A 24,296-nucleotide genomic window follows, 5' to 3' on the forward strand; every position below is an offset into this window, starting at 1 on the left:
ATTAATTCGAACGGGGCCGCCACCAAACCCCAGGCCGCCCCGCTGTGACGCGAGGGGGTCAGCCATGGGCCGTGGCCGGGCTAAGGCAAAGCAGACCAAGGTCGCACGCGAGCTGAAGTACAGCTCGACGCCGACCGACTTCGCGAGCCTTCAGCGCGAGCTTTCGGGAAGCCCCACCTCCCAGCGGAGTGGTGTGCTGTCCGATGAGCACGACGCGGACGACTCCTTGTCCCGCTGGGATGAGGACGACTACGACGACTGGCGCCGCTGACTCGGATTTACGTGTGAAGGGGGAGGCCGACGGGCCTCCCCCTTCGAACGTTGCCGCAGGTCGACGTCACTGGCGCCGAAAAGGCTTGCAACACACTGGAGTCCCGCATCGAACCGGATGCGGGACTCTGACGTGTCTTCGCCGCGGTCAGAACCGCGGATGCTCACCGATCAGCACGGCGCGCACGGCGTCGGCGTCCTTGGCCTTCTTGACCGTGCCGAGTGTCCAGCACTCGATGTGCCGCGCGGTCAACACCGCCAGCGCCCGGTCCACGTCCTCCGGAGCGACCACGGCGACCATGCCGACGCCCATGTTGAACGTCTTCTCCATCTCGGCCCGCTCCACCCGGCCGCGCTGGGCGATCATCTTGAACACCGGCGCCGGGTTCCACGTGCCGCGATCCAGCTCGGCCACCATGCCCGGCGGCAGCACCCTGGCGAGATTGGCCGCCAAACCGCCGCCGGTGACGTGAGCGAAGGTGCGCACATCGGTCTCGGCGATCAGCGCTAGGCAGTCCTTGGCGTAGATCCTGGTCGGCTCGAGTAGCTCCTCGCCCAAGGTGCGGCCGAATTCCTCGACATGCCCGGTGAGCGACATGCGATCGATGTCGAGCAGCACCTTGCGAGCCAGGCTGTAGCCGTTGGAGTGCAGACCGGAGGACCCCATGGCGATCACCACGTCGCCGGGACGGACCCGGTCCGGCCCGAGCACCGCGTCGGCTTCGACCACGCCGATGCCGGTGGCGGACAGGTCGTAGTCGTCCGGGTCCATCAGGCCGGGGTGCTCGGCGGTCTCGCCGCCCAGCAGCGCGCACCCGGCGCGCACGCAGCCCTCGGCGATGCCGGAGACGAGTTCGGCGACCTTCTCCGGGACGACCTTGCCGATGGCGATGTAATCCTGCAGGAACAGCGGTTCCGCACCGCAGACCACGAGGTCGTCCACCACCATGGCGACCAGGTCGAGGCCGACCGTGTCGTGTTTGTCCATCGCCTGCGCCACCGCGATCTTGGTGCCGACGCCGTCGGTGGAGGCCGCCAGCAGCGGTTCCCGGTAGCCGCCCTTGAGCGCGAACAGCCCGGCGAAACCACCGAGGCCGCCTTGGACCTCCGGCCGGGTCGCCTTCTTCGCCAATGGCCCGAACAACTCGACGGCGCGGTCACCTGCCTCGATGTCCACGCCTGCCGCGGCGTACGAGGCACCACCACTGGGGGTCTGTTCAGTCATTTTCGGGGAAAGCTCCAAACCGAATCGCCGGATAGATGCCTGCTCACGCTACCGGAGCCGGATAACGACCCCGCACCGGTGTTGGCTCGCCCTCTTGACAATAGGGCAGCGCGGGCCGTACAGCGGATCATCAGTCCATCTCACCCTCGGCGAACCGCCCGGCCGGCCGTGTGCGGCGTCGGCGCTGCCGTACCGGGTCGGGCACCGGTACCGCCTCGACCAGACGCCGGGTGTACTCCTCCCGCGGTGTGCGCAGGATGTGATCTCGATCACCCTCTTCGACCACCGCGCCGCCGCGTAACACCACGATGTGGTCGGCGAGCTGATCGACCACCGCCAGATCGTGGCTGATGAACAGGCACGCCCAGCCGAACTCACGCTGGAGCTGACCGAACAGCTCCAGCACCGCCGCCTGCACCGAGACGTCGAGCGCGCTGGTCGGCTCGTCGGCGACCAGCAGGTCCGGACCGAGTACCAGGGCGCGAGCCAGGCTGGCGCGCTGCCGCTGTCCCCCGGACAGCTCATGCGGATACCGGCGTTCGATGCCCGCGGGCAACCGCACGTCATCAAGCAGTCCGCGCACTGTGGTCCGGATATCCGCGGAACTCGCGGCCTTGTGCACGATCAGCGGTTCGGCCACGCACTCGCCCACGGTGAGCCGGGGATTCAGCGAACTGGCCGGGTCCTGGAAGACGAATCCGAAGCGCCGCCGGAGGGGCCGCAGCTTGCGCTGCGACAGTCCCGCGATGTCCTGGCCGCGCACCCGCACCGTTCCCGAGGTCGGCCGTTGCAGTGCCGCGACGCAGCGGCCGATGGTCGACTTGCCCGATCCGGACTCGCCGACCAGGCCGAGCGTCTCGCCGGGACCGATGCGCAGGCTCACCCCGTCCACGGCGCGGAAACGCGGCCTGCCGAACGGGCCGGGGAATTCGACCACCAGATCGCGGACCTCGAGTACCGGATCGTCCTGGCTGTCGACGGCGGCCGCCGGGCGGTGCGCGATCTGCTCGGCGCCCAGATGGGGCACCGCGGCCAGCAGGGTGCGGGTGTACTCCGCCGCCGGACGCGCGAACAGTTCGTCCACCGCGGCCTGCTCGACCACCATGCCGTCTCGCATCACCACCACGCGGTCGGCGATATCGGCGACCACGCCCATGTTGTGCGTGATCAGCACGATCGCACTGCCGATCCGGTCGCGCAGGTCCCGCAGCAGGGCGAGGATCTCGGCCTGCACGGTGACGTCCAGCGCCGTGGTGGGCTCGTCTGCGATGATCACCTTCGGCTCGCAGGCGATGGCGATGGCGATCATCACGCGTTGTTTCTGGCCGCCGGAGAGCTGGTGTGGGTAGTAGTCCACCCGGTACTCGGGGTCGGGCAAGCCGACCAGGCGCAACAACTCCACGGCGCGTGCCTTCGCGGCCTTCCTGGTCAGATCGGTATGCGCCCGCAGCGCCTCGCCGATCTGGAAGCCGACGGTGAACAAGGGGTCCAGCGCCAGGCCCGGTTCCTGGAACACCATCGAGATCGCGCCGCCGCGCAGTGCGGTGAGCTGCTTCTCGCTCATCGCGGTGACCTGCTGGCCGCCCAGGGTGACCAGGCCGCGCACGGTCGCCGTCTCCGGCAGCAGACCCATCGCCGTGCGCGAGCTCACCGACTTGCCCGAACCGGATTCCCCGACGATGGCCAGCACTTCCCCCGGATCGACCTCGTAGGTGACGTCGGTGACCGCGTGCACCGGCCCCGCGTCGGTGGCGAAGGTGACCGACAGCGATTCGATGGACAGGGCGGGCCGCCTACGGTCGGCTGCGAAGGACTCAGCCATCGGTCGCGTCCTTTGCTCTCGCACCCGTTGTGCCCCGCTCGTGGGACGCACCCTCGGGCTCGGCGACGTCGGCCCGGATCACCGCCGCGGCGCGACGGGTGCGCAGCATCGGGTTGAGCACTTCGTTGAGGCTCTCGCCGACCAAAGTCATGCCGAGCACGACGAACACGATGGCTACGCCGGGGAAGACGCCGGTCCACCAGATGCCGTTGGACACGTCCGACAACGCCTTGTTCAGGTCGAAGCCCCACTCCGCGGCCTGGGTCGGTTCGATGCCGAAACCGAGGAAACCCAGGCCGGCCAGGGTGAGGATGGCCTCCGACCCGTTGAGCGTGACGATCACCGGCAGCGACTGGGTGACGTTGGCGAGGATGTGCCGGAACAGGATTCGCGTGGTCGACGCGCCGGTCACCCTGGCCGCGTCGACGTAGGGCTCCTGCTTCACGGCCACGGTCGCGTTGCGCACCACACGGAAGTACTGCGGCACGAACACCGCCGTGATGGCCACCGCCGCCGACAGCACACCACCCAGGCTGGTCGAGCGACCGCCCGCGACCACGATGGACACCACGATCGCCAGCAGGAGCGTCGGGAACGCGTACATCGCGTCCATGAACAACACCAGCAGCCGGTCCGGCCAGCGGCCGATATAGCCGGACAGCAGCCCGAGCGGCACGCCGATCAGCAGCGAGAGCACCAGCGAGATCGTGATCACCCACAATGCGGTGCGCGCACCGTAGAGCACCCGGGAGAACACGTCTTCCCCGCGCACCGAGGTGCCGAACCAGTGCTCGGCCGACGGCGCTTGCTGACGGACGAAATCGACGCCGTCGGCGGCGCTCTGGGCGAATCCGTACGGCGCGATCAGCGGAGCGAAGAGGGCGGCGACCACGAAGACGCCGATCGAGCCCAGCCCGAGGATCAACGTCGCTCGCTGTAAACCCGCCGTCAGCGAGAACAACCGCAAGCCCGGCACACCCCGGCGCGCCGCGGGCGGCGTGACCAGCGTTTCGGTCAACAGTTCCGGAGCGCTCATCAGAACCTCACCCTTGGATCGATCAGCGCTACCAGCACGTCCACCACGAAGCTCATCACGGCCACGATCAGTGCGATGAACGCGGCGATGCCTTGCACGGCGACGAAATCGCGTGCCGACAGGTACTGCGTGAGCTGGTAGCCGAGGCCCTTCCACTCGAACGTGGTCTCGGTGAGCACCGACGCGCCGAGCATCATCGCGATCTGCATGCCCATCACCGTGACGATCGGGATCATCGCGTTGCGGAAGGCATGCCGGCCGGTCACCACCCGCCGGGACAGGCCACGCGCCCGCGCCGCCTCCACGTAGTCGGCGCGGAGGGTCTGGATCAGGTTGATCCGCACCAGCCGCAGGAAGATGCCCGCCGTGAGCAGGCCCAGCGCGACGGCGGGCAGCACGGCATGTGCCAGCACGTCGAGCAGGTATCGGGAGTCGCCGTAGCGGATCGCGTCGATCACCATGATGTTCGTTTTCGGCGACACGTGCTGCAATCGCAACTCCACGTTGGTGCTCGCCCGGCCCGCCACCGGCAGCCAGCCCAGCCGCACCGCGAACACCAGCTTCAGCAGCAGCCCGACGAAGAAGACCGGTGCGGCGTAGAACAGGATCGCCAGCAACCGCAGCCCGGTGTCGGCGGTCGAATCCCGATGGGTCGCGGCGTATCTGCCCAGCGGGATGCCGATCGCGAACGCGACGATCAGTGCCCAGCACACCAGTTCCAGCGACGCCGCGCCGTAGGTGACGACCACCTCGCTGATCTCCCGGTTGTCCTGAGAGCGCCCGAGGTCCCCGTGCAAGAGCCCGGAGAGGTAGTCCCGGTACTGGGCCAGGATCGGCCGGTTCAGCCCGGCCGCCTCCTTGCGCGCTTCGATCTGTTGCTGGGTCATGCGCCCGCCCATCGCCGCGCTGATCGGGTCGCCGACCACGCGCATCAGGAAGAACACGACCGTCACCAGGATCCACGCGGTCACCGGAATCAGCAGCAGGCGCACGCCGAGGTAGCGCGCCAACGCGAGAGGACGGGACTGCTCGCCACCCCTGCCCGTTCGCCGCGGGCCGAGGCGCCGGGTCCGGACGGGTTTCGGTTCGATGTCCGCCGAAATAGTCGTTCCGGGCCCGGCTGTGTCGCCGGAACTCACTTGCTCAGCACCGCGTAGCGGAACTTGAACGACGCGTCGAGCGTCTGCTCCACGCCTTGCACGCCCGCGGCCGCGACCGCGATCTGTTTGCCGGACAGCAGCGGAACGATCGGCAGGAAGTTCCGCGCGAGGTCACGCTGGATCTGCTGGATCTGCTGGAATCGCTTGTCCTTGTCGGGTTGGGTCGCCTGGGCGATCAACTGCGCGGAGATGCCCGGGTCCTCGAAGTGCGACTGCAAGAAATTGTTCGGACCGAAGAACGGAGAGAGGTAGTTGTCCGGGTCCGGGAAGTCCGGGAACCAGCCGAACTGGTAGAGCGGATAGCTGTCGCGGGCTCGTTCCCGCTGGTAGGTCACCCACTCGGTGGATTGCAGATTCACCCGGAACAAGCCGGTGGCCTCCAGCTGCGACTTGATCGCGGCGTACTCCTCGGAGCTGCTGGAGCCGTAGTGGTCGGGGTTGTATTGGAGATTCAGCTCTACCGGCGTCGCCACCCCGGCGTCGGCGAGGAACTTCGCCGCCTGGTCCTTGTTCGGCTGGGCGCCGTAGAGATCCTTGAACGGCTCCGCCGCGCCCGGCATGCCCTGCGGGACCGAGGAATACGCGGGCAGATAGGTGTTCTTGTAGACACCGTCGGCCAGCGCCGCCCGGTCGACGGTGGACGCGACGGCCTTGCGCACGGCCAGTTTCTGCTCCGGCGTGCCGCCCGGCATGGTGTCCAGGTTGAACACGATGTAGCGCAATTCGCCGCCGGGGCCCTCGTGGACGGTGACCTCGCTGTCGGCCCGCAGCGATTCGATGTCGGTGGGTGTGAACGATCGATATCCGACGTCCAGCGACCCGTTCTGCAGGTCGAGTTTCATGTTGTCGGTGGTGGCGTAGTACTTCGTCGATACCGTCTCGGTCTTCGGGGTCCCGAGGATGCCGTTGTAATCGGCGAACGCTCGGTACTCGACCAGCTTGTTCTTGTCGTAACCGGCGATGGTGTACGGACCGGAGTAGCCCTTGGCACGCACCACGTCCTCGTCCGGCATGACCTTGTCCGGCGCGTACACCCTCTCGTCGACGATCGGCCCCGCCTGGGTGGGCAGGATCGCGGGGAAGGTCTGGTCGTTGGCCACCTTCAATGTGAACGCGACCGTGCGCGCGTCCACCACGTCGGTCTTCTCCAGGTTGCCGAGCAGGGACGCGGGCCCGTTCGGGTCGTTGATCCGCAGCATCCGGTCGAAGGAGAACTTCACGCTGGTCGCCGTCAGCGGGTTGCCGTTGGCGAACTTCAGGTTGTCCTTCAGCGTGCAGGTGTACACCGTCGGCGCGGTGAACTCGCACTTCTGCGCCGCGTCCGGCCGAGGCGTCGCGTCGCCGGGGGCGAAGTTGAGCAGGTACTGGTAGATCTGCGTCTCGGCGACCAGCGACCCGTTGTCGTAGGCCGCCGCCGGATCGAGGGAGAAGATCTTGTCGGTGGTGCCCGTCACCAGGCCGTCACCGCCCGCACCGGTTCGTCCGGAACCACAGCCCGCCAGCGCCGACCCGGCCAACGTCACCAAGCCGACGACCGCGACGGCGCGCGTCCCCGCCGAGCGACCGAACCTCGAATTCCTCATCACGGCCCCACTTCTCGAGCGCCGCACCGCGTTCCCCCTGAATCGCAGGCCCGGTGCGGACCGGGTGAACTTCCGATCTGATCGGCACCGTACCTATGAAGCATTTTCGGCACGTTACGTTTTCGAAGAAAACTCGCGGCGACGTCAGCAGTGTTATGTGCCGCGACTACGACCGCCGGAAAACCGGTCGTACGTCCAGGATCGGTGGAGAACGGACCGCGCGATGTCTCGAGCACGCCAGCTCGCGGTGCGCGACAAACGAACACGATCCGCGAGAATGCCTCGGACGAAATCGAACCTGCGTGCCGTGGCGAACCAGGCTCAGGGACGGCTCAGCGCGCTCGCATTCGCGTTGTCCCCGAGCAGTGCGGCCTCGGACTGGCCGGTGAGCATGCCCTCGAGCACGTTCTTCCCGATGGCCGCCTCGGTGGGTAGCGGGATGGGATAGTTGCCGTCGAAGCACGCGGCGCACAGCCGCGAGCGCGGCTGCTCGGTCGCGGCGATCATGCCGTCGAGGGAGATGTAGCCGAGCGTGTCGGCGCCGATGGACCGGCGCACGCCCTCGACCATGTCCGCGACGTCGCCCTCGGTCCCCGCGCCGTTGGCGATCAGCTCCGCGCGTGAGGCGAAGTCGATACCGTAGAAGCACGGCCATTTCACCGGCGGCGAGGCGATCCGCACGTGGATCTCCAACGCGCCCGCCTCCCGCAACATCCGGATCAGCGCGCGCTGGGTGTTGCCGCGCACGATCGAATCGTCCACGACGATCAGGCGCTTGCCCCGGATGACCTCGCGCAGCGGATTGAGCTTGAGCCGGATGCCCAGCTGCCGGATGGTCTGGCTCGGCTGGATGAACGTGCGCCCGACGTAGGCGTTCTTCATCAGGCCCTGGCCGTATGGCACCCCCGACCCCTGGGCGTAGCCGACGGCCGCCGGTGTGCCGGATTCGGGCACCGGGATCACCAGGTCGGCATCGACGGGATGCTCCTTGGCCAGGCGCCGGCCGATCTCCACTCTCGTGGCGTGCACCGACCGGCCGGCAATGGTGCTGTCCGGCCGGGCCAGGTACACGTACTCGAAGACGCAGCCCTTGGGCTCGGGGTTGGCGAAGCGCATCGAGCGCACGCCCTCGGCGTCGATCGCCAGCAGTTCGCCGGGTTCGATCTCGCGGACGAAGGCGGCGCCGACGATGTCCAGCGCGGCGGTCTCACTGGCAACGACCCAGCCACGCTCGAGCCTGCCCAGGCACAGCGGACGTACGCCGTGCGGGTCGCGCGCGGCGTAGAGCGTGTGCTCGTCCATGAAGGTCAGGCAGAACGCGCCCTTCAAAGTGGGCAGCAGTTCCATCGCGGCCTGCTCGATGCTGGAGTCGGCGGCGGCGTGCGCGAGCAGCGCGGTGACCACATCGGAGTCGGAGGTCGCGGCCGCGGGTTGCGGGCGGCCGCCGCGAACGGAGGCGCCGAGCAAGCCGTATTCGCGTGCGCGACTCGCCAATTCGGCGGTGTTGACCAGATTGCCGTTGTGTCCCAGGGCAAGGCCGGAGCCGACCGCGGTGGTACGGAAGATGGGCTGGGCGTTTTCCCAGGTCACTCCGCCCGTGGTGGAGTAGCGACAGTGACCGACGGCGATGTGCCCCGGCATGGCCGCCAGCGTCTGCTCGTCGAAAACCTGGCTGACCAGACCCAGGTCCTTGAAGACGAGGATCTGCGAACCGTCCGAGACCGCGATGCCCGCCGCCTCCTGCCCACGGTGCTGCAAAGCATAGAGACCGTAATACGTGAGCTTGGCCACTTCTTCGCTCGGCGCCCAGACTCCGAACACTCCGCACTCCTCGCGCGGCTCGTTCTCATCGACGTCCGGAGCGGAATACGAGGGGGCGGAAATGCTGTCGACCGGCAGTTCGGCGTTGGTCACCGTTTGCTCCCTGTTCGGGCGGGCTGGGGGCGAATTTCATTCTACGGGTGGTCGGCGGCGCAGTCGCACGCCTGCCGCATCCGAACAGCAATCCAGGTGCTGCGAAGCGCGGCATTTCCGGTAGCGCCAGCTGTTACGGTGCGCACCGTGACGACTACGGACGATGCGGGCAAGACGGAGTCGGGCGCGGCCCCGGCGCGCAGGCCATGGCCTCGGATGGTGCTCTTTCCGCTCGCGGTGCTGAGCCTGCTCACCGCGCTGCTGGGCATCATGTACCTCGACTATGTCGTCGATCCGGAGAAGAACCTGCACGATTTCCCGATCGCCCTGGTCAATCAGGACGTCGGCGACACCATCGGCAGCGGCGCGGACAAGCGGCAGGTCGATTTCGGCAACCAGATCACCGAAGCGCTGTCCGCCGGGGTGCCGTCCGACAAGGTCGACCTGCGTGTGATCAGCATCAACGAATCCGAGCGGCAGATGCAGTCCGGGCAGGTCTACGGCGCGATCGTCATCCCGAGCGATTTCAGCAAGCGGCTCGGCAACTTGGGTGTGGGCAGTGTCATACCCGGCGATATCCAGCGGCCGATCATCACGTTGCAGACCAACCCGCGCACCGGCGCGTTCGGCACCCAAATCGTGCTGCGGGTCGGCAACGAGGCGCTGGCCGAGGTGAACAAGCAGGTCGGCAAGCAGTTGCTCGATCAGGTGACCGCGCAACTCGCCCCGCCGCCCGGAGGTCCCCCCGCGCCCGAACTCACGGGTGCGACCAAGGTCGCGCTGGCGTCGCCGATCCAGGTGGTCGAGCAGCAGTATCATCCGCTTCCGCACGGCAGTGGCCAGGGACTGACCGCGTTCTTCTACGCCCTGTTGCTGCTGTTGGCCGGTGTGGTCGGCGCGATGGTGATCCACACCATGATCGATGCCCAGCTCGGCTTCGTGCCCACCGAATACGGCCCCTGGTATGTGCACTATCCGCCGACGCCGATCTCCCGGTTCCGGACCCTGCTGCTCAAGTGGGGCGTGTTCGTGCTCGCGGCGAACATCGTCGCCGCGGTGTTCCTGGTCGTCGGCAAGCTGCTGGACATGCCGATCGGCAATCCGCTCGCCCTCTACCTCTACAGCGCGCTCGCCATGACCGCCGTGGGCGTGACCGGTCTGTCCATGCTGGCGGCGATCGGCTCGGCGGGCCTGCTGGTGAACCTGATCCTGTTCGTCATCCTCGGCTTGCCGTCCTCCGGAGGAACGGTGCCGATCGAGGCGACACCGCAGTACTTCGGCTGGCTCGCCTCCTTCGAGCCCATGCACCAGGTGTTCCTCGGGGTGCGCTCGATCCTGTACTTCGACGCGAGTTTCGAGGCGGGACTCACCCGCGGAGTGTGGATGGCGGTCCTCGGCTTGGCGATCGGGCTCATCTTCGGTGCGGCGGTCACCCGTTTCTACGACCGCAAGGGGCTGGAGCGCCGCAACATCCTCCGGGCGTGACCCGGCGCGTCGGAATACTCGGCATTGCGTGCGGCCGCACCCGCCCCGAGGGTCATCTCGAAGCCACGGCGAGCTCCGGAGCCGGACACGCTCCTCGATCGCGGGTGCGCGGTCCGCGTCAGGCAGTCGTGGCCCGCACGATCGGCAGCCAGTGGGCTATCTCGGCCGCACGGGTGCCCGAGGCGCTGACCGCGCCGGAGGTCACGGCGGCGTCGAAGTCGAGCAGCCCGGTGGCCAGCAGGAGCCAGGTACGCGGGTCGGTCTCGACGACGTTCGGTGGGGTGCCCCTGGTGTGCCGGGGCCCCTCGACGCACTGCACCGCGACGAATGGCGGCACCCGGATCTCCACCGAGTGACCGGGCGCGGAGGCTGCCAGCGAGCGCGCAGTGGTCCGCACCGCCGCCGCGAGTGTTGTACGCGTAGGCGCGTTCTCGGACTCGTCGCGCAACCACTCGCTCACCGCCGCGACCGCTGCCCGCATCTGGGCGGGGTCGACCGTCCCTCGTCCTGCCACGGTTCCGACCCTACTTCCCTCCCCCCGTCGGCCTGTGTGGTCGCCCGCTACCTCTCGCCCGCGAACGGTGCGAGGTACCGGGCGACCAGGCGGTCACGCCTTGGGGGTGGCGCGCATTCCGACGTAGCAGCATTCGGTGCCGTCGGTGAGGGTGTCGAAGACGACGGGCATGTAGTCCTCGCTGAAGGAGGGGCCCGCACCGGACGCGGCGAAGACGGTGGGACCGACGGGCGTGAGGTCCATGCTCAGCGCGGGTGACATGCCCGCCATACCGTCGACGAACTCGTAGAGCATGTGGCCGGTGCCGTCGTCCTGCTTGGTGACGGTGATCACCACTCCCGCCCGCCGGTAGGTGCCGACGAACGGGGCGATGTCCACCGCGACCGGCGGGTCGGCCGGGCCGAACACCTCCGGTACCCGAACGTCCGCCAATTCGGCGAGCAGCTCGCGGAACAGGGCCGCGTAGAGCGGCCGCGCGCCGCCGCCGTTGGTGAGCAGCGCCACCGCGACGCCCGCTTCCGGCACCGCCCGCAGATACGCGTACTGGCCGATCGCGGCGCCGTCGTGGCCGAATCCCTTGATGCCGTCCCAGTCGTAGAGGGTCCACCCGAGCCCCCAGCCGTCGGCGCTGACGGTCCACTTGTCCGGGACGTCGACCTCCCGCCGCCGCATCGCGGCGACCGACGCCGCGGAGAGGACCGCGGTGCCGTCGGCGGCGCGTCCGCCGTCGAGATGCATGCGGGCGAAGCGGACCATGTCACCCGCCGACGTGATCACCCGGGCCGCCGGCCCGACACTGCGGGGCATCGCGTCCCATTCCGGAGCGGGCTCCGGGTCGACGCCCGCCGCCCCGAGGTGGCTCATCGCGACGCGGAAACGCAGCGCCTGCTCGGGCAGCGTCACCAGGTGGTCGAGTCCCAGCGGGCCGGCGAGCATGTCCCGCACGGCCTCGTCCCAGGTCATGCCGGTGAGCACTTCGACGACGCGACCGAGCACCACATAGCCGAGGCTGCCGTAGGACATCGCCGTGCCGGGGGCGCAATCCAGCGCCACATCCCGTGCCGCTGCGACGTATCCGGCGAGGCAATCGTCACCCCGCCCGGTGTCGTGGTTGAAATCGTTTGTGACACCGCCGGTATGGCTGAGCAGCTGCCTGATGGTGATCGTCGCCGTCGCCCGCTCGTCGGGAGTGGCGAATTCCGGCAGGACGTCCACCACCGGCGCGTCGAGGTCGAGCTTGCCCGCGTCGACGAGCCGCATGATCAGCGTCGCGGTGTACACCTTGGCGATCGAGCCGCAGAGGAACACCGAGTCGGTGGTCACCGGCACTCCCGTCCCCCGGTGCAGGACACCGCTGGCGATCTCGTAGACCTGTCCGTCCACCAGGACCGCCAGCGACGCGCCCGGCACGTGATGCTCGGCGCGCAGCTCGTCCAACCGTGCCTGCCAGCGGGCCACGGAGAACCTGCGCCCGGTCGAGGCCGTGCTCCCCCAGTCTCCGCGTACCTGCCACGCGCCCGTCTCGTCCCAGTTCACCGTGTTCGACATTTCTTCTCCCGGACTCTTCGGCGTTGCGCACACTGTGCGCGTAATGCGAACACTGTACCCATATCGAAACGACGTCCGCAACTGTGTGGTTGCAGCGACTGTTCGGCTTCGATTGCGGCAAAGGCCCATTCGGCTCGGGAACGCCGCCGTGCCGACGACCGTGAGGACCGAGATCGACCAGGCAGCGCGGGCTTTTCCTGTAGGTGACCGATCGGCGCGGCGCCTGGTTCGGCGGCTCCGTCGGGGCGTTGCTGTCCGCTACGCGACTGTCAGCCGCGTGCCGCAGAGACCCGCACGGCTCAACCATCCACAGTCGTCTAGAGGTGAGCCGAGCCGTTCAGCGCTTGCGCAACAATCCCTCGACGCGACGGGCCAACCGCGGTGCGATCGCGCCGCCCGCATTCAGGGTGAGGTGCAGCAGCGCCGGCGCGATGACGCCTGCGGTACGCCGGCGCAGCCACCCGAACACGACGCCGCCCGCGGCGGTCACGGCGACGGTCGCCGCAACGCTGTCGCCAACGGCCCGCGCGGGAGCGATGTGCCAGAGACCGAACGTGGCCGCGCCGAGCAGCGTCCCCGCCCGCGGACCCACCGCGGTGTCCAGCAAAGGATCCAGCGTGCCGCGAAAGACGAGTTCCTCGCTGTAGACGGTGCCGAGCGGGATGTGCACGGCCACCCACTCCCTCGTGGGCACTTCAGGCGCGCGGTCGGGCAGCGCGGCCAGCTGCCACCGCAGCGATGGAACGGCAAGAGCCACGATGTATCCGGTGCCGGTGATCGAGGCGGCGAACAACCCCCAGCGCAAGCCCCGCACCGAGCAGCGGCCCGCCTCGCCGCGCAGCGCGAGCGTGTACGCGGTGGCGAAACCGGCGTTGGCGGCGGTCCGGCCGCGGATGCCGAGACCGAGCCGGGGCAGAACCGCGTTGTTCCAGAGGAGCGGAAACGCCATGGCCGCCATCGTTCGCACGGCGCGCCGTGAGCTCACTTGGTCGTCCGCTCGTAATCCTCCGCCGCCTCCACTTCGGCCCGGATCCGTTCGGAACGCGCCGCGGTCCAGTCCGGCGGCGCGGCGATGGCCGCCCAGCCGTCGAGCACCAAAGTGCCGTAACGATGTCCGTGCCCGTCGGTGACGCCTTGGGCGTTGGTCAGGTCGGCGGCCACCTGCCAGAACGTGACGAACGGCCACCAGCGCATCTGTGAGGAGACGTCCGAGCCGCGCGGCTCGGACAACCAATCCGGTTGCGAGAAGATCAGATCTGTCGACCACCAGACGATCGGGTCGGACGCGTGCTGCAGATAGGCGATGCGCGGCGCACGCCACTCCGAGGACGGCCGCGCCAAATCGGCGCTGTCGGAGGCGAACCGGACCACCAGTCCGTCCGCGTACAACGGCTGCACCTCACGGGAGCCCGGATCGCGGCGTGCGACGAATTGCTGCCACAGCCGGTTGGAGTTGGGCGGGCCGACCCACAGCGCGCCGTCGACCTTGGCGCGCAGGTCGGCCAAACCGTCGAACGCCGCCTCGGACCCCTGTGAGCCCAGGCTCTCCCCGTACACCAGCAGCTTGGGACGCGCTTGCGGCGGGCGCGCGGTCCAGTGCTCGTACACCGCGTCGAACAAGTCCCTGCCCGCCGCGGCGGCCTTGGTGCGGTCCGCCAGGAACGACAGCACGCTCGGCAGGTACGAGTACTGCGTGGCGACGATCGCGGTGTCGCCGTCGTACATGTACTCGATCGCCCCCGCGGCCAGCGAGTTCACCCACCCGGTGCCGGTGGTGGTGACCACCACGAGCGCCTTCCGGTCGAACGCCCCGGTCCGCTCCAGCTCGGACACCGCCAGATCGGCCGGTTCCACGCCGCCTTCGACCGACTCCAAGCCGACGTAGGCCCGGATCGGCTCTTTGGCGGGGCGGCCGGTGACCGAGGTGATGCGGCTGGCCGTGGGACCGTGCGAGACGAACCAGCGTCCCTCGAACCCGAGGGTCTCCCATTTCGCCAACGACGTCGGGCTGCCGGAGCGCTCCGGTTGTCGCGGCTGGACGGCGTTGACGGAGGTGTGGTCGTTGCGCACGCTGAAGGCCGAGTTGGCCACCGCGAAGAACGCCTGCGTGGCGACGCCGTTGAAGATCGTCACGGCCAGCACCACCAGCACCAGGAACCCGGCGGCCGGTGCGAGTTCCTGGGGCACGCGCACCCACCGGTTGAGCAGGCGGGCCAGGAACAGGATGATCTCCCGCAACGTCCGGTACACCGCGACCACCGCGGCGCCGACCAAAAGGCTCAGCAGACCGGTGCGCAGGTAGGCGGGCGTGGTGGTGCCCTCCATTCCCATCAGCGCGGTGATCTCGCGCTGCCAGCGTGCCGACTGCACCAGCATCAAGGCGGCACTCAGCGCGGCGGTGAAGAGCACGGCGGACTTGACCGCGTACCGCACCCAGGTCGGCGGCACCGAGATCTTCAGCCGCGGCCGCACCCAGAGCCGGAAAAGCCACTCCAGCAGGCAGCCGACGCCGTACCCGATCGCGGCGTTGATCCCGCTGATCAGCCCCTGGAACAGCCAGTCGCGCGGCAGCAGGGAAGGCGTCACCGACAGGGCGAAGAACACCGTCGCGATCACCAAGCCGACGTAGTTGAGGTCGATGACGTCCTCGGCGCGCCGGGTCACCGCGACTGCGCGTCTACGCAGCTTCCGCATGGCCCCGGCGGTCTCCAGCATTCGACCAGTATGGCGGTCACCACCGACGACCCGGCGCGTTGCCCGGCGCCAGGCGGGCCCGCTCGACGCAGATCACACCGCTATGGCAACTACCCATTTCGCTCGAGTAGTTGTACACGGGCGCGTGGTCGGCGTGATCCGCAGACTTGATACCCATGAGCACATCGACCGCGCGGCCGAAGGCCAGCGCCGCCTATGTCGCGCAGGCGGCGATCGCCTTCGGCGTCAGTTTCGTCGGAGTGGGCATCGGGGTCTACGCGTTGCCATTGGACGCCTGGCAGCGCGGATTCCTCGGGATGTCCGTGCTCTTCCTGGTCACCAGCACGTTCACGCTCGCGAAAGTGGTGCGCGACCAGCACGAGGCGGCGACCATACACGGTCGCATCGATCAGGCGCGGATGGAGAAGCTGCTTTCCGAGCACGATCCATTCCATTCCGTCGCCTGAACACGCGCACCTGGGCGGGCCCGGTAACGAGGGGTTCAGGCCCGCCCAGGTGGGCGTTTCGTCAGACGGCGCCCGCGCCGAACAGCCTCGGCAGCGTGCCCTCGTGCGCGGCCCGCAGCTCCTCGAGAGTGACCGAGAACTGGCCCTGCACCTCGACCGAATCCGAGCCCTGGTCGACCACGCCGATGCGAACCCACGGCAGTTCGCGGGCGGTGCACATGCGGGTGAACCTGGTCTCCTCCGAGCGGGGAACGGCGACCAGCACGCGGCCGGCCGACTCGGAGAACAGCATGACGAACGGGTCGGCGTCCTCGGGGAGCAGGACGCGGCACCCGGTCTCACCGGCGAGCGCGGCTTCGACGACGGCCTGAGCGAGGCCGCCCTCGGAGAGGTCGTGGGCGGCACTGATCATGCCGTCGCGCGACCCGGCGGTCAGCACCTCGGCGAGCAACTGCTCGCGGGCGAAATCGACCTGCGGCGGGACGCCGCCGAGGTGGTCGTGCACCACCTGGGACCAGATCGAACCGCCGAACTCGTCGCGGGTATCGCCGAGCAGGATCAGCGTCTCACCCGGTTCCAGGCCGAGGCCGGTCGGGATGCGACGGTGCACGTCGTCGAGCACGCCCAGCACGCCGACCACCGGGGTCGGCAGGATCGCGGTCTGGCCGGTCTGGTTGTAGAAGCTGACGTTGCCGCCGGTGACGGGGATGCCGAGCGCCACGCAACCGTCCGCCAGGCCCCGCACCGCCTGCTGGAACTGCCACATCACACCGGGGTCCTCCGGCGAACCGAAGTTCAGGCAGTTGGTGACCGCCTTCGGGGTCGCACCGGTGGTCGCCACGTTGCGGTAGGCCTCGGCCAGCGCGAGCTGCGCACCGGTGTAGGGGTCCAGCTTGGTGTAGCGGCCGGACGCGTCGGTGGCCAGCGCGATGCCACGGCCGGTCGCTTCGTCGATCCGGATGACGCCCGCGTCGGCCTGATCGGCGAGCACCGTGTTGCCGCGCACGTAGCGGTCGTACTGCTCGGTGATCCACTTGCGACTGCACAGCTGCGGGCTGGAGATCATCCGCAGCAGCGTGTCGCGCAGTTCGTCGGCGGTCTTCGGCCGGGTGAGCCGGTCGGTGGTGTCGGCGATCAGCGCGTCCTGCCCGTCGGGGCGCGCGACCGGGCGCTCGTACACCGGGCCCTCGTGCGCGACGGTGCGCGGCGGCACGTCGACCACGGTGTCGCCGTGCCAGGTGACCACCAGCCGGTCACCGTCGGTGACCTCGCCGATCACCGTGGCCAGTACGTCCCACTTGCGGCACACGGCCATGAACGCGTCCACGTTCTCGGGCGTGACGACCGCGCACATGCGCTCCTGTGACTCGCTGGAGAGCACCTCGGCGGGCGTCATGTTGGCCGCGCGCAGCGGCACCTTGTCCAGCTCGATGTGCATGCCGCCGTCCCCGGCGGCCGCGAGCTCCGAGGTGGCGCAGGACAATCCGGCGCCGCCGAGGTCCTGGATGCCCACCACCAGCTTCGCCGCGTACAGCTCGAGACAGCACTCGATGAGCACCTTCTCGGTGAACGGGTCGCCGACCTGCACCGAGGGCAGCTTCTTGCGGCCGGAGCCGGACTCGTCACCGGAGAAGGTGTCCGAGGCCAGCACCGAGACGCCGCCGATGCCGTCGAGGCCGGTGCGCGCGCCGAACAGCACGATCTTGTTGCCGGTGCCGGAGGCGAAGGCCAGGTGCAGGTCCTCGACCCGCATCACACCGGCGCACAACGCGTTCACCAGCGGGTTGCCCTGGTAGGAGGGGTCGAACACGGTCTCGCCGCCGACGTTCGGCAGGCCGAGCGAGTTGCCGTACCCGCCGACGCCGCGCACCACGCCGTCCACCACGCGACGGGTGTCGGCCGCGTCCGCCGCGCCGAAGCGCAACTGGTCCATCACCGCGATCGGACGCGCGCCCATCGCCATGATGTCGCGCACGATGCCGCCGACGCCGGTGGCCGCACCCTGGTAGGGCTCGACGTAGGAGGGGTGGTTGTGGCTTTCCACCTTGAAGGTGACCGCCCAGCCGTCGCCGACGTCGACGACGCCCGCGTTCTCACCGATACCCGCGAGCATGGACTCGCGCATCTCGTCGGTGGTGGTCTGGCCGAAGTAGCGCAGGTGCACCTTCGAGGACTTGTAGGAGCAGTGTTCGCTCCACATCACGGAGTACATCGCCAGTTCGGCGTCGGTCGGCCTGCGACCGAGGATCTCCTTGATGCGCGCGTACTCGTCGTCTTTGAGGCCGAGTTCTTTGTAGGGTTGCGGCACGTCGGGGTTTGCTGCGGCTGCGCTGACGGTGTCGACCTGCGGAGTCACGGAGTACCAGGGTCCTTTCGGCCGGGCATTGTGAAGCGACGAGCGTTGTCACTGGGTGGCGGCGAGATGCCTGGGTTCAAGTCTAGAGGCAGTGGGTAGGGGGCCCACGCACCGGCTACTCTGAGCCGGTGAACGAAGGATCGGGGGTCGCGAATCCGGGTGGGCGATCGATCGCCACGGACGCCGCGCTCGCCTCGGGCGGGGACTCGGGAACCGCGCCCGGCGCCGTGTCGCCGAACCTGCCGGAACCGAAAGTGCGCTGGCTGATTGCTGCTATCGCGTTGTTCGCGGTGTCGGTGCTCGTGTCGCTGCTGGTGCACTGGTGGCACGGCTACATCGACCTCCAGGTGTATCGCAACGGAGCCCGGGTCTGGCTGGACGGCGGCGATCTCTACGGCCCGATGCCGCCGGTCGAGGGCATCGGGCTTCCGTTCACCTATCCGCCTCTGGCGGCGTTGTTCTTCGCGCCGCTGGCCCTGATGTCGCTGGTGGTCGCCGAGGTGCTGGTGGTCGTCACCTCCGTGGCGAGCCTGGGCATCTCGCTGTGGCTGGTGCTTGCGCGCCTGCGTCCGGAGCTTTCCCGCCCGGCCGTGCTCACCCTGGTCATCGGCGCGGTCGCGGTGGCGCAGTTCTTCGAACCGATCCGCCAGACCTTCGGTTTCGGACAGATCAACCTGGTGCTGATGGCCGCGATCACACTGGACTGTCTGGTGCGCAAGCCGTTCTGGCCGCGCGGCATGCTGATCGGCATCGCGGTGTCGGTGAAATTGATCCCGGCCGGTTACCTGCTGTACTTCCTGCTGCGCAAGGACTGGAAGGCCGCGGGCACGCTGGTCATCTCCGCTATCGCTGCGGTGGGCCTCGGATTCCTGCTGTTCCCCGGCGATTCCGTGGACTACTGGTTCCACACCCTCGCCGACACCGGCAGGATCGGCCCCCCTTACTTCGCGGGCAACCAGTCCATCAAGGGCATGGCCTTCCGCTTGGGCGTCGACGACACGGTGGCCACCGTGCTGTGGATCGCGCTGTCGGCGCTGGCCGTCGCGCTCGCCGCGGTGTGGATGCGCAGGCTGATCGACGCGGGCGCGACCGTGGCGGCGTTGCTGGTGAACGCCGCGGTGGTGCTCTTGGTCTCGCCGGTGTCCTGGTCGCATCACTGGGTGTGGATCGCGCCCGCGCTGGTGGTCACCGCCGATCTCGTAGTGCGTGGCGCGCGCAGCCCGCGGGTGATCGGCGCGGTCGCGGCGGCCACCGTGCTGTTCCTGATCGGTCCGCACTGGCTGCTGCCGCACTCGCGCGACCGCGAGCTGGAATGGGCCTGGTGGCAGCAGATCATCGGAAGCAGCTACGTTCTGGCCACTTTCGCCGTCCTCGTCGTCGCGGTGGTCACCTACCGCCCGGCGGTCTCGGGTGTGAGGAAGGCGGCCAGCGCCGCGGCATAAGCCGGAACGTCGAACGCGCCCATCAGCTCGCGCGCCGAATGCATCGCCAGCTGCGGCGCGCCGACGTCGACGGTGGGCATGCCGGTGCGCGCGGCGGTCATCGGGCCGATCGTGGAGCCGCAGGGCAGGTCGGCGCGATGCACGTAGCGCTGCAACGCGACTCCGGCCTGAGCACAGGCCAGCGCGAACGCGCCGGCGCCGGTGGCGTCGGTGGCGTAGCGCAGATTCTGGTTGACCTTCAGCACCGGCCCGCCGTTGACCTCGATCCGGTGCGCGGGCTCGTGCCGCTCCGGATAATTCGGGTGCGTCGCGTGCGCCATGTCACCGGACGCGCACACCGAACCGGCCAGCGCGGCAAGGTAATCGACGCGCCCGCCACCGCGCGCGAGCACGATGCGTTCCAGCACCGCGGGCAGCAGATCCGACTGCGCGCCACGGTCGGACTGGCTGCCGACCTCCTCGTGGTCGAACATGGCCAGCACCGGGATCGCCGCGCCCGGATCGTCGATCGCGGCCAGGAACGCGTGCAAACCCGCGAAGCAGGTGCCCTGGTTGTCCAGGCGCGGCGCGCTGACCAGGTCGTGGTCGCGACCGATCAGCCTGCTCGGGGCCAGGTCGTGGGTCATCAGTTCCCAGCCGAGCACCTCGCCGGGATCGACCCCGGCCCGGTCGGCCACGAAATCGATGAACGCCGCCGCTTCGTACCCGACGCCCCACACCGCGTTGACGTGCCGCTGCGGATCCAGCGTGACGCCCCTGCGGTCCTCGGACAGGTGGATGGCCAGCTGCGGCACCCGCAGGATCGGCTCATCGATGCGAACCAGCCGCTCACGCACCGTGTTCGCCTCGCGGACGCTCAGCCGCCCCGAGACACCGAGTTCCCGGTCCAGCCAGGAGTTCAGCCACGCACCGCCGTACGGCTCCAACCCGACCAGTTGCCAGCCCGCCGAGGTGAGATCGGGATGCTGCTTGACGCGCAGGTTGGGACTGTCGGTGTGCGCCCCTACCACGCGGAACGGGGTCGCGCCCGCGGCGTCTCCGGCAGCCCAGGCGACCAGTGACCCGCCGCGAACCACGTAGTGCCTACCCGGACCGTCCGAGGGCCAGGTCTCCGATTCGGCGAGCCGGGTGAACCCGCGCGCGTCCAATTCCGCGGCGACCGTGCGGCAGACGTGGAACGGCGACGGAGACGCATCGATGAACGCGCACAGCCCGGCGGCCGTGGCAGCGGTGGAGGAGACGGGCATGCCTGCGATCCTAGGCAAGTGAGCCGCGACCGTAGTGTCCCGGTCGGCGCGCGCGTGCGCCTGATATCGGTCGAGACGGTACGAGCCTTGCTGTTATCGCGGAGAATTCGCTCGCGCGGGGCCCCGCCGCGCGGGCTATTCACAGTGGAACATGACGGCAAGAATGGTTTGCCGGACGATCACAAATCGGACGTTCGGGGCATTCATCGGATGAATGTCCGGTACTGCGGAGTATTACTCCGAGGCGATGGAAACCAGGTCGAGCAATCGCATGAGTTCGGTATATCGGCGCGCGCCGATTCGTCCGCGCAACTCCTGCTCGGCGCGCGCCTCCTCCGCACGCACCTCCGCGACCAGATCGGCTCCGAGCCTGCTGAGGCCGATCAGGATGCGGCGCCGATCGTCCTGTGCGGCGAGCCGGAAGATCAGGCCGCGCTCGGCCAGATAGTCGGCGTGCCGGGTGGCCGAGGACGGCGCGAGCTGCGATTTGGCTGCCAGCTCGGTCATCGTGATACCCGTGTCACCACACAGATTCGACAGCATCGACCACTGATCCGGGGAGAGTTGCCTGGCGCACAACGCCGTGTCCAAGTGCCGCACCCAACCGCGCTCCGCGGCACGCAGCGCGCCATGCAGCGTCGAATTTCCGCTTACAATGGACGTCATTATTCCCTGCCTGCCATGAATTTCGCTCGAACGAGAAGAAGAGTACCGAATGTCGACGCCGTTCGAGAGCCCCGAGGGCACAATCGAGGTCCTCAACATAGTTCCGCGGCAGGGACCGGGCGGTATCGTCGCGCCGTCCTGCGATGCGGCGGTAACGCTCGCGGTCGACGAAATCAACCGGAGTGCGGGAATTCTGGGGCGGGAAATTCGTACCACGAATATCGACGGGGGCCGCCCGCCACACGAGGTCGCCGCCGAGGTCTCCGCGCTGCTGTCCACCGGCATGGTGCACGCCATCACCGGGTGGCACACCTCCGCGGTCCGGCGGGCTGTGGCGCGAGCGGGCGCGGGCCGGGTGCCATACCTGTACGCCACCAGCCATGAGGGCCTGACCGACGAACTGCCAGGCGTGCTGATGCTCGGCGAGCACCCGGCCGGGCAGACCGTGGCCGCCGTGCACTGGCTCGAACGCGAGTACGGCGTGCGGCGCTGGGCCGTCATCGGCAACGACTACATCTGGCCGCGCCGTTCCGCCGCCGCGATCCGCGCGAGCCTGTCCGATCCGGCGGCGATCGTGCTGGAACAGTTCGTGCCGCTGGGGTCGCCGAGTTTCTCCGGCTTCCTCGATCATCCAGCACTCGACCTGGCCGACGCGGTGGTGATCCTGATGGTCGGCGCCGACGTCGCCCGCTTCAACCGGCAGTACGCGGCCACCGGCCGCGCCGCGAGTCAGCTGCGGGTCAGCCCGGCCGCCGACGAGAACGTGCTGCTGGCGGCGGGCCCCGAGGCCAACCGCGACTTCTTCGTGGCGTCCAGCTTCTTCCTCGACGACCGCACGCCCGACGGACGCGACCGGATGACCCGCTACACCGCGCGCCACGGCGCGTTCGCCCCCGCGCTGACCAGCTTCAGCAACGCCACCTACGAAGCCATCCACACGCTGGGCGCGCTCGCACGGGCGGTCGGATCATTGGAAGTGCCCGAGATACTCGATGCCCTCGATCACGGCCTGTTCCTCGAAACCCCCGCCGGGGTGCGGGGTTTCCGCGGCAACCAGGCGATTCAACGCGGATATATCGCCCGCGCGAAAGGCGTCGACTTCGACATCATCGACCGCATCAGCTGAAGTCGACAAACGCCGAGACCGAGCGTCGTCCGTTCGTGGCCCGGCGGCCGGATCACACAGCGACCAGGGTGTCCAGCACGGAGAGGAACAGGCCCAGGCCGTCGTCGCTGGGTCCGGTCAGCGGCTCGGTGGCGTGCTCCGGGTGCGGCATCAAGCCGACGACGCGACCGTTGGCCGAGGCGATGCCCGCGATGCCGCGCTGCGAGCCGTTCGGGTTGTCGCTCGAGTAGCGGAAGACGACCCTGCCCTCGCCTTCGAGTTGGTCCAGCACGGCCTCCGACGCCTGGTAGCGCCCCTCACCGGACTTGAGCGGGATGAGGATCTGAGCGCCCGGCTCGAAGCGGGAGGTCCACACGGTGGACACCGAATCCACGGTGAGCCACTCGTCGCGGCAGATGAAGTGCAGGCCCTCGTTGCGGGTCAGCGCGCCGGGCAGCAACCCGGCCTCGCACAGCACCTGGAAACCGTTGCAGATACCCAGCACCGGCAGTCCGGCGCCCGCCGCGCGCACGACTTCGCCCATCACCGGGGCGAACCGGGCGATGGCGCCGGCACGCAGGTAGTCGCCGTAGGAGAAGCCGCCGGGCACGATCACCGCGTCGACGCCCTTCAGGTCGGCGTCGGCGTGCCACAGGCTGACCGCCTCGGCGCCGGCCAGGCGCACCGCCCGGGCCGCGTCGACGTCGTCGAGCGTGCCGGGAAACGTGATGACCCCGATGCGCGCGGTCATGAAACGCGGACCACCTTCCACTCCTCGATCACCGTGTTGCACAGCAGCGATTCGGCGATCTGCTCGAGCGCCGCGTCATCGACGCTGTCGTCGACGTCGAGTTCGAATCGCTTGCCCTGCCGAACGTCCGAGACGCCCTCGAATCCCAGGCGCGGGAGTGCGCCGACGATGGCCTGCCCCTGCGGATCCAGGATTTCGGCCTTCGGCATCACCTCGACCACGACTCGTGCCACGCGTTGCTCCTCATGTGGTTGGGGGGTTACCTCAGCAGCGTAGTTGTGCAGGTCGGGCACGGCATCCGCGGGGTCGGCCAAGACATCGGCGATGTCACGGAGAACACACCGGGCGTGGATAGCATGACGGCATGCGCATAGCCCACTTCGGTCATTCCTGCCTCCTCGTCGAGCTGCACGGCAAGAAGATCCTGTTCGACCCGGGCACCTTCTCGCACGGCTTCGAGGGCCTCACCGGCCTGGACGCGATCGCGGTCACCCATCAGCATCCCGACCACATCGACCCGGACCGGATCGAGGCGCTGATCGAGGCGAACCCCGGCGCACGGTTGCTGTCGGATCCGCAGACCGCCCAGCAGCGCGGCGAGCCGTGGGAACCGGTGCGCGCGGGCAACATCCTGACGCTCGACGGTCTCCAGATCACCGGCGGCGGCGGCAGGCACGCCGTCATCCACCCGGAGATTCCCGTGATCGACAACACGGTCTTCCTGCTGGGCACCCCGGCCGACCCGGCGCAGCTGGTACACCCCGGTGATTCGCTGTGGGTGCCGCCGGTCCCGGTCGGCGTGCTGGCCGCTCCGGCGGTCGCACCGTGGATGCGGATCAGCGAGGCCGTCGATTACCTGCGCGCCGTCGCGCCGCGGGTAGCGCTGCCCATCCACTTCGGCATCATCCGGCCCGAGGCACAGGGCATCTACTTCGGCCGGCTGAACGAGATGGCGCCCGAGGGGACCGAATTCCGGGTGCTCGCACCGGAGGACGCCACCGAGCTGTAGGC

At 68.8% G+C, this 24,296-nt stretch carries 21 protein-coding genes; 6 read left to right on the forward strand and 15 right to left on the reverse strand.

Annotation, left to right across the window (positions count from 1 at the left end; genetic code table 11):
• Nucleotides 1-64: 64 nt before the first annotated feature.
• Nucleotides 65-271 carry a DUF3073 domain-containing protein gene (locus tag M8859_RS32930; RefSeq protein WP_062968610.1) on the forward strand — a complete coding sequence of 69 codons (207 nt, stop codon included), beginning with the start codon at nucleotides 65-67 and terminating at the stop codon, nucleotides 269-271.
• Between the two features lie 147 nt (nucleotides 272-418).
• Here M8859_RS32930 and purM read toward each other — a convergent pair whose 3' ends face one another.
• The 6 genes from purM to purF form a co-directional block, all read right to left on the reverse strand.
• Nucleotides 419-1,495 carry a phosphoribosylformylglycinamidine cyclo-ligase gene (gene purM, locus M8859_RS32935; protein WP_159929994.1) on the reverse strand — a complete coding sequence of 359 codons (1,077 nt, stop codon included), beginning with the start codon at nucleotides 1,493-1,495 and terminating at the stop codon, nucleotides 419-421.
• A gap of 130 nt (nucleotides 1,496-1,625) precedes the next feature.
• Nucleotides 1,626-3,317: an ABC transporter ATP-binding protein gene (locus M8859_RS32940; RefSeq protein WP_159929996.1), complete on the reverse strand. Its 1,692-nt coding sequence runs from the start codon at nucleotides 3,315-3,317 to the stop codon at nucleotides 1,626-1,628.
• A complete protein-coding gene (locus M8859_RS32945; RefSeq protein WP_159929998.1) occupies nucleotides 3,310-4,353 on the reverse strand; it encodes an ABC transporter permease in 1,044 nt (347 codons plus the stop codon). Before M8859_RS32945 ends, M8859_RS32940 begins: the two co-directional genes overlap by 8 nt.
• Complete coding sequence (locus M8859_RS32950; protein ID WP_249645431.1) at nucleotides 4,353-5,363, reverse strand: ABC transporter permease; 1,011 nt, start codon at nucleotides 5,361-5,363, stop codon at nucleotides 4,353-4,355. The genes M8859_RS32945 and M8859_RS32950 overlap by 1 nt, the downstream gene beginning before the upstream one ends.
• A 125-nt stretch (nucleotides 5,364-5,488) precedes the next feature.
• Nucleotides 5,489-7,096 carry an ABC transporter substrate-binding protein gene (locus M8859_RS32955; protein ID WP_249645432.1) on the reverse strand — a complete coding sequence of 536 codons (1,608 nt, stop codon included), beginning with the start codon at nucleotides 7,094-7,096 and terminating at the stop codon, nucleotides 5,489-5,491.
• 321 nt (nucleotides 7,097-7,417) lie between these two features.
• Nucleotides 7,418-9,010, reverse strand: a complete 1,593-nt coding sequence (gene purF / locus M8859_RS32960; protein ID WP_159930002.1) for an amidophosphoribosyltransferase — start codon at nucleotides 9,008-9,010, stop codon at nucleotides 7,418-7,420.
• Nucleotides 9,011-9,226: 216 nt separating this feature from the next.
• Between purF and M8859_RS32965 the strand changes: the two genes are divergently transcribed.
• Nucleotides 9,227-10,495: a YhgE/Pip domain-containing protein gene (locus tag M8859_RS32965; protein ID WP_159930036.1), complete on the forward strand. Its 1,269-nt coding sequence runs from the start codon at nucleotides 9,227-9,229 to the stop codon at nucleotides 10,493-10,495.
• A gap of 118 nt (nucleotides 10,496-10,613) precedes the next feature.
• Here the strand turns inward: M8859_RS32965 and M8859_RS32970 are convergent, their stop codons facing one another.
• From M8859_RS32970 to M8859_RS32985, 4 genes are all read right to left on the reverse strand, one after another.
• Nucleotides 10,614-11,009 (reverse strand): sterol carrier family protein, encoded by a 396-nt coding sequence (locus M8859_RS32970; RefSeq protein ID WP_249645433.1) that lies wholly within the window; start codon nucleotides 11,007-11,009, stop codon nucleotides 10,614-10,616.
• A 93-nt stretch (nucleotides 11,010-11,102) separates the two neighbouring features.
• Nucleotides 11,103-12,557, reverse strand: coding sequence for a serine hydrolase domain-containing protein (locus M8859_RS32975; protein ID WP_249645434.1), 1,455 nt, complete (start codon nucleotides 12,555-12,557; stop codon nucleotides 11,103-11,105).
• A 337-nt stretch (nucleotides 12,558-12,894) separates the two neighbouring features.
• Nucleotides 12,895-13,506: a CPBP family intramembrane glutamic endopeptidase gene (locus M8859_RS32980; RefSeq protein ID WP_249645435.1), complete on the reverse strand. Its 612-nt coding sequence runs from the start codon at nucleotides 13,504-13,506 to the stop codon at nucleotides 12,895-12,897.
• Nucleotides 13,507-13,538: 32 nt separating this feature from the next.
• A complete protein-coding gene (locus tag M8859_RS32985; protein WP_249645436.1) occupies nucleotides 13,539-15,272 on the reverse strand; it encodes an alpha/beta hydrolase in 1,734 nt (577 codons plus the stop codon).
• A 155-nt stretch (nucleotides 15,273-15,427) separates the two neighbouring features.
• On the opposite strand from M8859_RS32985, the gene M8859_RS32990 reads away from it, so the two are divergent.
• A complete protein-coding gene (locus tag M8859_RS32990; protein WP_159930008.1) occupies nucleotides 15,428-15,718 on the forward strand; it encodes a YiaA/YiaB family inner membrane protein in 291 nt (96 codons plus the stop codon).
• Nucleotides 15,719-15,779: 61 nt separating this feature from the next.
• On the opposite strand, the gene purL is transcribed toward M8859_RS32990, so the two are convergent.
• Nucleotides 15,780-18,074: a phosphoribosylformylglycinamidine synthase subunit PurL gene (gene purL, locus M8859_RS32995; protein WP_249645437.1), complete on the reverse strand. Its 2,295-nt coding sequence runs from the start codon at nucleotides 18,072-18,074 to the stop codon at nucleotides 15,780-15,782.
• A 128-nt stretch (nucleotides 18,075-18,202) separates the two neighbouring features.
• Between purL and M8859_RS33000 the strand changes: the two genes are divergently transcribed.
• The gene (locus M8859_RS33000; RefSeq protein ID WP_249645438.1) at nucleotides 18,203-19,516 is read left to right on the forward strand and encodes a glycosyltransferase 87 family protein; all 1,314 of its coding nucleotides are present in this window, start codon (nucleotides 18,203-18,205) and stop codon (nucleotides 19,514-19,516) included.
• On the opposite strand, the gene M8859_RS33005 is transcribed toward M8859_RS33000, so the two are convergent.
• The gene (locus M8859_RS33005; protein ID WP_159930012.1) at nucleotides 19,465-20,763 is read right to left on the reverse strand and encodes a M18 family aminopeptidase; all 1,299 of its coding nucleotides are present in this window, start codon (nucleotides 20,761-20,763) and stop codon (nucleotides 19,465-19,467) included. The genes M8859_RS33000 and M8859_RS33005 overlap by 52 nt on opposite strands.
• Nucleotides 20,764-20,997: 234 nt before the next feature.
• Nucleotides 20,998-21,429 (reverse strand): MarR family winged helix-turn-helix transcriptional regulator, encoded by a 432-nt coding sequence (locus tag M8859_RS33010; protein ID WP_159930014.1) that lies wholly within the window; start codon nucleotides 21,427-21,429, stop codon nucleotides 20,998-21,000.
• Between the two features lie 49 nt (nucleotides 21,430-21,478).
• On the opposite strand from M8859_RS33010, the gene M8859_RS33015 reads away from it, so the two are divergent.
• Nucleotides 21,479-22,555: a substrate-binding domain-containing protein gene (locus M8859_RS33015; RefSeq protein WP_159930016.1), complete on the forward strand. Its 1,077-nt coding sequence runs from the start codon at nucleotides 21,479-21,481 to the stop codon at nucleotides 22,553-22,555.
• Between the two features lie 52 nt (nucleotides 22,556-22,607).
• Here the strand turns inward: M8859_RS33015 and purQ are convergent, their stop codons facing one another.
• The gene (gene purQ, locus M8859_RS33020) at nucleotides 22,608-23,285 is read right to left on the reverse strand and encodes a phosphoribosylformylglycinamidine synthase subunit PurQ (RefSeq protein ID WP_159930018.1); all 678 of its coding nucleotides are present in this window, start codon (nucleotides 23,283-23,285) and stop codon (nucleotides 22,608-22,610) included.
• Nucleotides 23,282-23,518 carry a phosphoribosylformylglycinamidine synthase subunit PurS gene (gene purS, locus M8859_RS33025; protein WP_039794963.1) on the reverse strand — a complete coding sequence of 79 codons (237 nt, stop codon included), beginning with the start codon at nucleotides 23,516-23,518 and terminating at the stop codon, nucleotides 23,282-23,284. The genes purQ and purS overlap by 4 nt, the downstream gene beginning before the upstream one ends.
• Nucleotides 23,519-23,649: 131 nt before the next feature.
• Here purS and M8859_RS33030 point away from each other — a divergent pair, with 131 nt between their 5' ends.
• Entirely contained in the window at nucleotides 23,650-24,294 is a 645-nt protein-coding gene (locus M8859_RS33030; RefSeq protein WP_159930020.1) for an MBL fold metallo-hydrolase, read from the forward strand.
• Nucleotides 24,295-24,296: the final 2 nt, after the last annotated feature.

It is taken from the genome of Nocardia sputi (genome assembly GCF_023501985.1).